The sequence below is a fragment of the Streptomyces sp. AB3(2024) genome (assembly GCF_041862025.1).
GTDB lineage: Bacteria > Actinomycetota > Actinomycetes > Streptomycetales > Streptomycetaceae > Streptomyces.
This window is the reverse complement of the sequence record NZ_JBGWAB010000072.1, coordinates 1-11,090: the sequence shown is the minus strand read 5'-3', so window position 1 is coordinate 11,090 and position 11,090 is coordinate 1. Positions and strand designations below refer to the sequence as shown.

Here is an 11,090-nt window from a genome sequence, read left to right as displayed (position 1 = left end):
GCGTGGTTCCGCTCCAGTGGCGCGACTGCCCCGGCCCGCTCCCGGCAAACGGCCGGGTGACGCAGCTCACGGTACGGGGCACGGCTCCGGTCAGACGGTGCGTGCGCAGGCGCGGTCGGGCTCGGGGCCGGGGTCGGCCAGCATCGAGGCCCGCAGGTGGGCGAGCAGCCGGGTGAGCAGCCGGGAGACCTGCATCTGGGAGATCCCGAGTTCGGCGCCGATCTGGGCCTGGGTCAGCTCCTCGCCGAAGCGCATCCGCAGCATGGAGCGTTCGCGGTCGCTGAGCCGTTCCAGCAGCGGGGCCAGGGTCTGGATGTCCTCGACGAGCTCCATGGCCGGTTCCTCCTCGCCCATGACGTCGGCGAGGGTGTGGCCCTCGGCGGGGCCGTCGCCGTGCTCGCCCTGCGGGGCGTCGAGGGAGCCGCTGGTGTGGCCGTTCGCGGCGACCAGCCCCTCGATGACCTGCTCGTCGGTGAGGTCGAGGTGCGCGGCGAGGTCGGCGACGGTCGGCGAGCGGTCGAGCCTGACGGTCAGCTCCTCCTTCGCCTTGGCGATGTCGATGCGCAGCTCCTGGAGCCGGCGCGGGACGCGGACCGCCCAGGTGGTGTCGCGGAAGTGGCGCTTGATCTCGCCGGTGATGTACGGCATCGCGAGGGTGGAGAACTCGTTCTCGCGGTCCGGGTCGAACCGGTCGATGGCCTTGATGAGGCCGATGGTGCCGACCTGGACGATGTCCTCGATGTCGCCGTTCTCACCCCGGGCGCGGAAGCGGCGCACGGCGTACTGGACGAGTGAGGCGTTCATCTCGATGAGCGTGTTGCGGACGTACTGGTGCTCCGGGGTGCCCTCTTCGAGGGCACGCAGGCGTCGGAAGAAGACCTTGGAGAGCTCGCGGGCGTCGGCCGGGGCCATCTCGCGGGGTTCGTCGATCCGGGGCAGGCCCGCGGCGCGGGCGGCCTCGGCCGTGCGGCGGGGGCACGGGAGCGCGGCGGCTTCGGCGGTACGGGTGCCGGGAATGGCGCTGGAGGTGGTACTGGCGGAAACCGGCATTCGGGTTCGCTCCTTGGGCTGGTCGGCTTGCGGCGCGGGACCTTGACTGCCGTAGATGCTGGCCTTCTTCTTCTCTTACGTCAAGAATTACCGGAAAGCTGTTTCGCGTCTTGCGTGACATGAATCATGTACCGCATGATGACCGCATGGGGAGCATGACACGTCGACAGAACTGGACATTTCTGACAAATCACGCCCGCGTCCTGGTGACCATCGCCCGGGATCCGGCCGTGCGTTTGCGGGATGTGGCCGTGACGTGCGCGCTCACCGAGCGCACCGTGCAGACGATCGTGGCCGACCTCGAATCCGACGGGTACCTCCAGCGGGTGCGTGACGGACGTCGCAACCGGTACGAGATCTCGGCGGGTGCCGTGTTCCGCCATCCCGCCGAGGCCGGGGTCCAGGTGGCCGGCCTCCTCGCCCTCCTCACCGGCGCCGCCGCCGCACCCCGAAACCTCGTCCCGGACCCGGACACCCTGACCGGCCCGGTCGCGCCCGTCCCCGCGACCGATGCCTTCGGCGACACCGCACCCCCGCAGACGGACGGCCCCGCGCCGGCCGAACCCCCGGCGCCGGCGCCCCCGCTCCCGACGGCCTGAGGACCCGGGCGACCTGGCGACCTGAGGACCCGGGCGACCTGGCGACCTGAGGACCCGGGCGACCTGGCGACCTGGCGAGGCGCCCACCCGGCGGGGCGGCCCCTCGGCCGCCGCCGGTGGTCATCCCCGTACGCCGCACGCTCGCTCGCCCACGGCAACGGGCTCAGCCCGAACCCGACCCGACTCCCGGGCCGTCGCGCCGAGCGCGCCACCCCCACACCGTGTGTCCCACAAGAGCCACGGCGGCGAGGACGGCGAGCACACGAACCGCGCTCCAGGTGGACTCGGCACCGGGCCCCGCGGCCGCAGCCTCCACATCCACCCGCATCGTCGTCTCAAAAAAGGCGATCAGCGGAACGAGGAGACGGAACGGAAGGGCGGCGACACCGGGGATCCGCGCCAGGTTTCCGAACAGTCCCAGCGGGGCGCCGAAAAGGATCGCGAGCGTTCCCCAGACGAGGATCTTCGACCAGACATCCCCGCCGCTCGGTGTGACCGCGACCTCCATCCCGATCGCTTTCACCGGAATCAAGGCCTTGAGCACGTAGTAGACGACCACGCCGATGGCCAGTCCCAGGGAGGCCAGCACGGCCGATTCGGCCTTCGAGTGACGAAAACAGCCGACCAGGAAGGCGAAACACGCCCACGACCAGCCGCCGGAGAACACGAGGCTCACCGCGTGGGAAAGGGGGCTGTCGGAATGCCCCGTGAGGGCGCCAAGCGCACCGATCGCCACACCAGACCCAGCAATTACCAGTATGGGCGTGATGCGGTCGCGTAAAAGAGTCACTTCACATTTCCTCGTCTTGCGCCCATCAGCCGAAGGCGGGACAACAAGCGCTCAGCCGCCGCACCCAGGATCAGGAAGGGCGCGACGGCGATGGCGTACATCCACCAGCCGAGGTCCGGATCCCACAGGATCCAGGCCGGCGACCCCCACGCCCCGAAGAACAGCACCGCATGGCCAAGCCCCAGCGGTCGTCGCGGCTCGTGCCCCACCCCCGTCACCGTCGTACCGAGCGTACGTTCCCGGGGCGCGGCAGCGGAACACTCGACTCCGTCAGAGTCGCCCACTCTCGCCCGCGATGGCGTTGCGCAGCACCCGGCCGTCCCCGTCGGTGGTCAGGCCGCCCTGGGTGCCGACGACGCGCCGAACGAGACGACGTCGAAGCACGCCGTACCCGGTGGGGCCGGGGCGCGGACCCCGGAGCGGCGGGGTCCCGGTGGGCGGGTTCCGAACCACACTCCCCACCCCGCGCACCGGCACCGACGCACCCCCTGTACTTCTCCGGGCACCCGGCGGCCACCCCGGCCCAGGTCGGCGCGGCCCTCACCGCCCTCGCCACCACCGGATCACTCACCGACGTCGGCCCCGGGTCCCCCGACCGGCTGCTCTACGTGGGCACCACGCCGCAACGCCCGCGCGGCCCGCACGTCGCCAACACCACCGACTTCCCCATCGCCGACCTGGAGACGGTGCTCTCCCCCGTCACCGTCGCCGGGGTGCCCGGGAAGGCCCCGGCCGACCTCGACATCGAGATCGGCATCGAGCACGCCGACTCCGGGGACCTGCGGATCGACGTGATCGCACCGGACGGCGCCGTCATCCCCGTCAAGGACGAGTGGGAGGGCTGGGGCGTACCGGACTTCCACGTGGTCTACGCGGTCGACGCCTCCGCACACGCGGCGAACGGCGTCTGGCGGCTGCGCGTGTTCGACACCCGCGCCGGCCACACCGGCCGTCTCGACTCCTGGGCGCTGCGCTTCTGAGCCGGCGCCCCGCGCCCGGCGATAACGGGTCCGGCCTTCCTCGAAGGCCTAACTGACGCGGAATCCGATGGCCTCCGGGCGGCGGTGGAACGTGAGCCGGTCCCAGGTCGGAAAGGCCAGGTCGGTGACGGCGACCAGCCGGCCGGAGGCGTCGTGGAGCAGGCGGCGTACGGACAGGCCGCAGGCGGCGGCCGGGGCCTCGGGCCGGCTGGTGCGGGTCATCGTGATGGTCTCGGCGGTCCGGCCCCGGACGGCGACCCGCTCCAGCCAGCGGTGCAACGGCCGCAGGTCCTCGTCGCGGGCGGCGGCCGACCGGTCGAGGTACGGCGCCAGTTCCGGCGTCCGGGCGGCGGTGCGCGGACAGATGTACGTCACGGCGTGCCGGAGCGCCTCGCCGCCCGGGCCGTGGACGCGCCGGTGGTGGACCAGCGTGCGCGCGCCGCCGCTCATGCCGAGGAGCGCGGCGAGCGAGGGCGGCACCGTGACCAGGGTGAGCCGGGTGACGGTCCCCCGCGCGCCCGCTCCGGCCGTGTGCGGGGCCGGACCGCCCGGGGACCCGGTCGGGTACGGGTGGCTCCCCGGGGCGGCCGGTGCGAGCGGCGGCACCGATGCGGCCGGTGCGGCTGATACGGCCGGTGCGGCCTGACTCCCGGCCGCCCGGGTACCCCGGCGGCCGGTGACGATCAGCCCGTCGGCCCGCAGCTCCTGGAGCGCGGCGCGGACGGTCTGGCGGTTGACCCCGTACCGGGTGGCGAGGCTGCGCTCGGACGGCAGCCGGCCGCCGGAGTCGTGGGCGGAGCGGTCGAGTTCGGCCCGCAGCTCTGCGGCGATCCGCTGGTACTTGGGCATGGCGGCCGGGGCGCCGCCCCGCGACGGGGAGGGCATGGCTTCTCCTCTGACGGGTGGTCAAGGACTGCGCGGTCTGCCCGCCCAACCTAGCATTGGTCTATACCTTTCGGTACGGCAGTTGCCCCGGCCTGGACCACCTTGGCCAAATCCCGCTCCCGGACGCCGCGGCCCCTACCCCCGCAGCGGATTGGGCAGCGGCAGGTAACGGGCGTCGGCGCCGTCCGCACGGGTCCACCGCAGCAGCAGGTTCGTCTTGGCCGGGAGCGCGGGGGCGTTCAGGAGGTCCGCGATCTCCGGGAGGCCGTGCACGGCATCGAAGCGCCGCAGTTCCTCGGCGACGGCCGGCCACAGCTCCGCGGCCCGCTCCGGCCGGTGCTCGGCCAGCGTCGCCGCCACCTCCGCCAGGTGGTTGACGACCAGGCAGTACACGAGCCGCTCCCAAGCCGCCCCGCGCGGCATGTCCGGGGGAAGTTTCACCCCCTCCGCGTCGCGGAAGAGGGCCTGTACCGGCAGGCCGTCGGCGTCGACCGCGACGAGGCAGTTCTGCAGATGGGCCTCCAGCACGATCCCGTGCCGGGCGAACAGGTACAGCACCGGAGGCACGACGTGACGCAGGTACGCCCGCCACCAGCGCACGGGGTCGGCCGCCGCCGCGAGCGGACTCCCCGGGAAGTCCTCGGCGAGCGCGGCGGCCAGCAGCGGGGTCGCCCCCTCGGCCACCCGTGTCCGCAGGCCGTCGCGCACCAGCACGGCGAGCTCCTCGAAGGCGAAGGCCGCGGTGCGGTACCCCCGGTCGGCGAGCCAGACCGCTCCGGATCCCGTACGCCCGCGCAGATCGGCGAAGACGGCCTCGACGGCGGCATCGGTCCGGCGCAGTTTCAGCAGGTCGTGGCGCCACAGCCGGCGCACGTCGTTCGTGATCCGCACGTCGAGGCTGAACTTCGCGAACAGGTCGGCGTCCGGACCGGGGGCGTACACGGTGCGGATCGAGGCGGTGGGCCACACCGGCAGCCGGGTCGGGCCGAGCCGCAGCAGCCGGCCGTCGGCGAAGGCCTCGCGCAGCCCGGGCCGTCCGGCGAGCAGTTCGAGCTGCCAGGGGTGGGCGGGCAGGGCCCGGTACCCGGCGGGCGGGCGCGGGCCGTCGAGGATCCCGGCCAGCGCGTCGACCGCGGCGGCGGCGGCCGGGCCGCCCTCCTCGGCCACCTGGTCCTCGCGCAGGCCCAGCATGACGAGCGGGAAGCGGGCGTGGGCCTCCGGGGCGTAGGGGAGCCAGCTCGCGGCGGGCGCGCCGCCGCGCGCCTTGGGGGCGGGGTGGTGCGGATGCCCCATGACCAGGGCCTGTTCGGACCGCAGGTACGGATCCTCCGGGGCCTCGGCGGCGGCCCGCGCGGCCAGCAGCGCGGCGACCGCCGCCCGGCTGTCGGCGATCTCGGAAGGCAGCTCGTCGTTGGAGACGCCGGTGTACTGGCGCAGCTCGTCGGAGGTGAGCTTGACCAGCTCCGCGTGGCTGAGCGGCTGCCAGCCGTCCGCCGTGCGCAGGGCCGGGTCGGAGGGCCGGCGTCCGCCGCCCACCCTCAGGAGCCGGCCGCTTCCGCGCAGCCGGTGGACGCCCGCGCCCTGGGCGTCGGCCACCTCCCGCAGCAGGCAGTTCAGGAGCGGGGCGGCCGCGCAGGCGTCGGCGGCGGTGTTGAGGTCCACTGGTTCCATTCGGTCCATCCGGTGCGCCGGGGTCCCACGGAGGGGAACCGTCGGCCGTGATCTTCAGTATCAGTGATGATGATGTGATCATCGGATAAAGCGACACGAAAGGAACGGGACCCTGGACCGCAGCACGCACGTCCCCGACCCCGATCAGACCACCGCGGCCCCGGCCGCCACCGGAACCCCGGCGAGCACGGCCGCCACCGGTGCCGAGGAGGCGGTCCGCGCCGCGCTGGCCGGCGTACGACCCTCGCTCTCAGCAGCGTACGAGGCCTCCCTGGACGGCGCGCGGTCGGCCGTGCTCACCCGGCTGTGGCGGGCGCTGGCCTTCGAGCCGCTGCCGTGGGTGGCGCGCCGGGAGGGCGGGCCGGACTCGCTCACGCTGCTGCTGGCCGGGGGCGGGCGGCTGGAGGGCCCGCAGGCGGACCCGTACGCCACCGGCGACCTCGTCACCGAGCTGCGGCTCGACGGGCGGACCCACCGGCGGGCCGCGGGGTTGGTGGAGGCGCTCGGAGTACCCCACGGGGGCGCCTTCGCCGCCGAGCTGGACGACAGCACCGCATCCCTCGCCCTGTCCCGGGCCGGACGGCCGCGAGGTCCCGGCGGGGAGCCGCGCACCGGCTGGGAGTGGGAGCAGAGCGTGGTCGACGGCCATCCCTACCACCCCAACTGCCGCTCCCGGCCCGGGTTCTCGGTGGCCGAACAGCTGGCGTACGCGCCGGAGCACCGGCCGCTGGTCGAGCTCGGGCTGCTTTCCGTACCGCTCCGGGAGTGCCTGGTCACCGGGGACTGGCCGGACCACCTGCGCGACGGGGACCGCGTCCTGGTGCCGGTGCACCCCTGGCAGGCGGAGCACGTCCTGAAGGGCGAGGAGGTCCGGGCGGGTGCTCTCGCGGCGCATCCGCTGATGGCGCTGCGCACGCTGGCCCCGGCGGCGGGCGGCCCCCACGTGAAGACGGCGCTGAGCACCCGGCTGACCTCCTCCGTCCGGGACATCTCGGGGTACTCGGTGGAGACGGCTGCCGTGGTGTCCGCCTTCGCGCACGCCCTGACGGAGCGGCTCGACGGCCGCCTGCACATCACCCGCACCCTCGGCGCGGCCACCGCGCACAGCCCGGACCTGGCGGCGGTGCTCCGTGAGGCTCCGGAGGCGTACGCGGGGCCCGGCGAGCGGGTGGTGCCGGTGGCGGCGCTGGCCGGCACGGAGCTGTCCCGTTCCGCCGCCTGGCAGGCCGAGTTCGCCCGCCTCGCGGTGTCGGTGTGCCTGAAGGTGCTCGACCTCGGGGTGGCCCTGGAGGCCCACGGCCAGAACCTGCTGTTGGTCATGGGTCCCGACGGGGCGCCGCGGCGGCTCGTCTACCGCGACCTCGCCGACATCCGGATCAGCCCGGCCCGGCTGGCCCGGCACGGGCTGGCGGTGCCCCCGCTGTCGGGCCGGCTCGTCACGGACGACGAGACGGTGCTGCGGCGCAAACTGTTCGGCTCCCTGGTGGCCGGGGCCCTCGCCGCCACGGCGGGCTCTTCGGCCGTTCTCGGCGAGGCACTGGCCGGGGCGCTGGACGGTCTGCCGCCCACCGCCGACTCGGAACTGCTGAGGAACCGGCCGCTGCCCGTGAAGGCGCTGACCCTGATGCGGCTGAGTCCGGGGGTGCCGGGCGACCAGTGGGCGGAGCTCCCGAATCCGCTGGCCGGCGGCTGACGGGCGGTCGACGGGCGGGGGAACAGGTCCGGTCGACGGCCCGTCGACGGCTTCCGGGGGGTGAGACCCGCCCCCGGGCGGGCTACTGTTCAGGGGCATGACAGAGAGCTCGCGCCTGAGTGCCGTTCGGGCGTCCTACGACGCCGTCGCCGTCGACCACGCCCGGCTGTTGACGGGCGTCCTGGAGGCCGCGCCCCTGGACCGGGCCATGCTGGGCGCCTTCGCCGAGTGCGTACGCGGTGGGGGCGGCGGGGCCGTCGCGGACCTCGGCTGCGGGCCGGGCGGGATCACGGCGTACCTGAACGGTCTCGGCGTACGGGCGTTCGGCGTCGACCTGTCCCCCGCGATGGTGGCGGTGGCCCGGCGCAGCTATCCGGGGCTGCGGTTCGAGGTGGGCCGGATGGCCTCGCTGGACGTCGCGGACGGGGTCCTGGGCGGGGTACTGGCCTGGCACTCCACCGCGCACACCCCGCCCGCGGAGCTTCCCGCCGTCTTCACGGAGTTCGCCCGGGTACTGGCTCCGGGCGGGTACGCGCTGCTCGCGTTCGAAGCGGGGGACGGGCGGCTGCCGGACCACGCCCACGGCCATCCGGCCGACCCCGACGTGTACGGGACCCCGCCCGGCCTGGTCGCCGAGCGGCTGGCGGAGGCGGGACTGGCGGAGGTGGCCCGCCTGGTGCGCGAACCGGGCACGAACGAGACGGGCCCCCACGGCTTCGTCCTGGCCCGCAAAGCCCCCACCCCCGGACCCGCCTGACCCATCGGGGCCGCCGGGGCCGCTCGTACCCGACTGGGTCGCCCGTGCCCGAGGGCCGCGGCCCGCCACGCCGTGGTCCGCACCCCGAGGAGCCCGCCCCAGGCCGGCGAGCAGGCAGGCGGGCAGGCGGGCAGGCGGGCAAGGCGGATCGGGCAGGAAACGGCTGGACCGTGCCGCGCCGCCCCACCATGGCGTGGTCCGCAGCACGAGAGGCCTGCCCGGACAGGCATGGGGCGTCGGCCCCTGGGCGGCGCCGTGACCTGGCTGGACCGGACCCGTGAACCGAACCGCACCGCGCACGGGATGCTCGTGCTCCCGGAGATGATCTGCGAGGCCGCCCGGTATCCCGCCTTCCCCGATGCGATGTCACGTATCTGGGTGACCGGCGGACGGCTGCCGGCCGGGGCGGCGGCCTGAGAAGGGGCATGCCGTCGGCCCCCACACCGACGGGGTGTGGCCTGTCGGTCGAGGGCGGATTTCAGCCGCCGCCCCTGCGGTCTCCGTTTATTTGGACTGGCTGGATATGATCGGCATCCTTACCCCACAGGGCCGTGTCGGCAGTTCCGCCATGCCCTCGACCAGGCCCCTTCCCGCTCCTGCCGCTTCCGAGGACCCATGTCTGAGATGGCACCCGAAGGCCCCCCGAGCCCGCCGCCCCTCCGGCGCCGCCGCACCGTGCGCCTGCGCACGATGCTGGTCTGCCTGGCCGTCGTCCCGACCGTGGCGATGGGCGCCCAGGTCACCATGACCGCCCAGCGGCTGCTGGCCCAGTCGGATCACCTGCGCGCCGACGTGGAGACCGGCGAACGGATCGGCGTACCGCTGGTCAGGCTGATGAACGAGCTGCAGGCCGAGCGGGCGATGACGGCGGCGCGATGGGCCGGATCCCCCGTCGCCGACGGCGCCCTGCGCGACGGGCGGGCCGGGACGGACCAGGCGGCGGCGGAGTTCCGGAAGGTCTCGGGGAGCGCCGGGGAGGACGGAGGGCGCGTCGGCTCCGTCGCCGACCGGCTCGACCTGCTGGACTCCTACCGCAAACGCGCGGACGCCCACACCGGCAGCGCGGAGCAGGCGGTCGGCTACTACACCGGCGTGATCGACGACATCATCCGCGCCTACCAGGATGAATTCAGCCACTCCGACGACGCCGAGCTCTCGCAGGAGAGCAGGCCAGCCGTCGCGCTGTTCTCGGCGGCCGAGATGGTCGCGCGCGAGGACACGGCCCTCGCGCTGGCCGGGCCCACGCGCGAGCTGGCGGCCACCGGCTTCTCCCGGTTCCTCGACGCCGTCGGCACCCACCGGTACCTGTACGACACCTGGATCGTCCCGTACCTCCCGCCCGCCGAACTGGCCTCGTACGACGAGCTCACCGGCTCCGCGGCCTGGCAGGCCAAGTTCCGCATCGAGAACGCGGTCGTCGCCAACCACAAGGACACCGCGACCGGGGTGAAACTGCCGGCCGACGTCGACGGCTGGCCCGCCGCCTACGCCGCCTTCGCACCGAAACTGGCCACGCTCAACACGGAGCGGGCCCGCAGCGTGTTCGCGCACGCCGACGCAAAGGCCTCCGAGCTGGAGACAGAGGTCTACTGGCTGATCGGAGCCAGCGGCGGGGCCCTGCTGTTCGTCACCGCCGTCGTCGTCCTCACCACCCGGTCGGTCCTGCGCCGGCTGAGCCGTCTGCACACCCGTACGGTCGCCATCGCCGAGGAGACGCTCCCCGGTGTGGTGGCCCGGCTCCAGCGCGGCGAGCCCGTCGACACCCGGGCGTTGCCGGCCGTGCGCGGGCGCCAGGACGAGGTCGGGCAGATCACCGACGCCTTCGCGCGGGTCGTCGCCGTGTCGGTCGACGGACACCGGCAGCTCGCCGCCGAACGCCACGGCTTCGGCCTGTTCGCCTCGGGCATCGCCTCCCGGACCGGGAACCTCGTCAGCCGGCAGCTGAGCCTGACCGAGGACCTCCAGGACACCTTCGGCCACGACGAGGCCCTCCTGGCCCAGCTCATGCGGTCCGACCAGCTGACGGTGGGAATGCGGCGCCAGATCGAGAACCTGCTGATCCTCGCCGGAGGCGAGATCCCCGACCCGCACACCGACCCCATGCGCGTCGCCGACCTGCTGCGCGAAGCAGCCGCCGAGGTCGAGGACTTCCGCCGGATCGAACGGCAGGCGCTGGACGAGGCGAGCGTGCAGCCGCACGTCATCAGCCAGATCAGCCACCTGCTGGCCGAACTGCTGGACAACGCGACCCGGTTCTCGCCGCCCCGCTCGAAGGTGGTCGTCCGCGCCGAACTCGTGGCGGACGGGCTGTCGGTCGAGATCGAGGACCGTGGGCCACGGGTGTCGGCCGCCGGTTACGAGGCCATGAACGAACGTCTGCACTCGGCGCCCCCGTACTCCGTCCTCGCGGAGAACGCGCACCGGCTGGGCCTCTTCGTCGTGGGCCACCTCGCCGAGCAGCTCCAGGCCCGGGTCACCCTGCGCCGCTCCGTGTACGGCGGCACCGCGGCCGTGGTGATCCTCCCGAACGCGCTGCTGGCGCCCGACGCCGCGGAGCGGAAGCGGGAGACGGACCCCGCACTGCGGACCCGCCGCGCGCCGGGCCCGGCCGTCGCGCTCGCCCCCGTACGCCCGCCCGCACACCGGCCCGGGCCCGGGGCCGACG

11 protein-coding genes are annotated in these 11,090 nt (G+C 74.2%); 6 read left to right on the top strand and 5 right to left on the bottom strand.

Going from position 1 to position 11,090, the window contains the following annotated elements; all coding sequences use genetic code 11:
- Nucleotides 1-90 precede the first annotated feature (90 nt).
- Complete coding sequence (locus ACEPPI_RS24995) at nt 91-1,050, bottom strand: SigB/SigF/SigG family RNA polymerase sigma factor (protein ID WP_373917503.1); 960 nt, start codon at nt 1,048-1,050, stop codon at nt 91-93.
- A 230-nt stretch (nt 1,051-1,280) separates the two neighbouring features.
- Here ACEPPI_RS24995 and ACEPPI_RS24990 point away from each other — a divergent pair, with 230 nt between their 5' ends.
- Nucleotides 1,281-1,649, top strand: coding sequence for a helix-turn-helix transcriptional regulator (locus ACEPPI_RS24990; RefSeq protein WP_373917502.1), 369 nt, complete (start codon nt 1,281-1,283; stop codon nt 1,647-1,649).
- 163 nt (nt 1,650-1,812) lie between these two features.
- On the opposite strand, the gene ACEPPI_RS24985 is transcribed toward ACEPPI_RS24990, so the two are convergent.
- A complete protein-coding gene (locus tag ACEPPI_RS24985; protein WP_373917501.1) occupies nt 1,813-2,439 on the bottom strand; it encodes a hypothetical protein in 627 nt (208 codons plus the stop codon).
- A complete protein-coding gene (locus tag ACEPPI_RS24980) occupies nt 2,436-2,648 on the bottom strand; it encodes a hypothetical protein (RefSeq protein WP_373917500.1) in 213 nt (70 codons plus the stop codon). The genes ACEPPI_RS24985 and ACEPPI_RS24980 overlap by 4 nt, the downstream gene beginning before the upstream one ends.
- Before the next feature lie 399 nt (nt 2,649-3,047).
- Here ACEPPI_RS24980 and ACEPPI_RS24975 point away from each other — a divergent pair, with 399 nt between their 5' ends.
- Nucleotides 3,048-3,419, top strand: a complete 372-nt coding sequence (locus ACEPPI_RS24975) for a proprotein convertase P-domain-containing protein (RefSeq protein WP_373917499.1) — start codon at nt 3,048-3,050, stop codon at nt 3,417-3,419.
- Between the two features lie 48 nt (nt 3,420-3,467).
- Here ACEPPI_RS24975 and ACEPPI_RS24970 read toward each other — a convergent pair whose 3' ends face one another.
- Nucleotides 3,468-4,304: a GntR family transcriptional regulator gene (locus tag ACEPPI_RS24970; protein WP_373917498.1), complete on the bottom strand. Its 837-nt coding sequence runs from the start codon at nt 4,302-4,304 to the stop codon at nt 3,468-3,470.
- A 135-nt stretch (nt 4,305-4,439) separates the two neighbouring features.
- Complete coding sequence (locus ACEPPI_RS24965) at nt 4,440-5,984, bottom strand: IucA/IucC family siderophore biosynthesis protein (RefSeq protein WP_373917497.1); 1,545 nt, start codon at nt 5,982-5,984, stop codon at nt 4,440-4,442.
- 217 nt (nt 5,985-6,201) lie between these two features.
- Between ACEPPI_RS24965 and ACEPPI_RS24960 the strand changes: the two genes are divergently transcribed.
- The 4 genes from ACEPPI_RS24960 to ACEPPI_RS24945 all read left to right on the top strand — a co-directional run.
- On the top strand, nt 6,202-7,668 hold the full coding sequence (locus ACEPPI_RS24960) for an IucA/IucC family protein (protein WP_373917530.1): 1,467 nt from the start codon (nt 6,202-6,204) through the stop codon (nt 7,666-7,668).
- A gap of 97 nt (nt 7,669-7,765) precedes the next feature.
- Nucleotides 7,766-8,425: a class I SAM-dependent methyltransferase gene (locus tag ACEPPI_RS24955; RefSeq protein ID WP_373917496.1), complete on the top strand. Its 660-nt coding sequence runs from the start codon at nt 7,766-7,768 to the stop codon at nt 8,423-8,425.
- Nucleotides 8,426-8,497: 72 nt separating this feature from the next.
- Nucleotides 8,498-8,842 carry a ribosome-inactivating family protein gene (locus ACEPPI_RS24950; protein ID WP_373917495.1) on the top strand — a complete coding sequence of 115 codons (345 nt, stop codon included), beginning with the start codon at nt 8,498-8,500 and terminating at the stop codon, nt 8,840-8,842.
- 198 nt (nt 8,843-9,040) lie between these two features.
- The coding region (locus tag ACEPPI_RS24945) for a nitrate- and nitrite sensing domain-containing protein (protein ID WP_373917494.1) at nt 9,041-11,090 on the top strand (2,050 nt) is incomplete at its 3' end.

Coding starts and splice junctions, on each gene's coding strand:
- ACEPPI_RS24995 (WP_373917503.1), bottom strand. CDS start 1,050: ATGCCGGTTTCCGCCAGTACCACCTCCAGCGCCATTCCCGGCACCCGT.
- ACEPPI_RS24970 (WP_373917498.1), bottom strand. CDS start 4,304: ATGCCCTCCCCGTCGCGGGGCGGCGCCCCGGCCGCCATGCCCAAGTAC.
- ACEPPI_RS24965 (WP_373917497.1), bottom strand. CDS start 5,984: ATGGACCGAATGGAACCAGTGGACCTCAACACCGCCGCCGACGCCTGC.
- ACEPPI_RS24955 (WP_373917496.1), top strand. CDS start 7,766: ATGACAGAGAGCTCGCGCCTGAGTGCCGTTCGGGCGTCCTACGACGCC.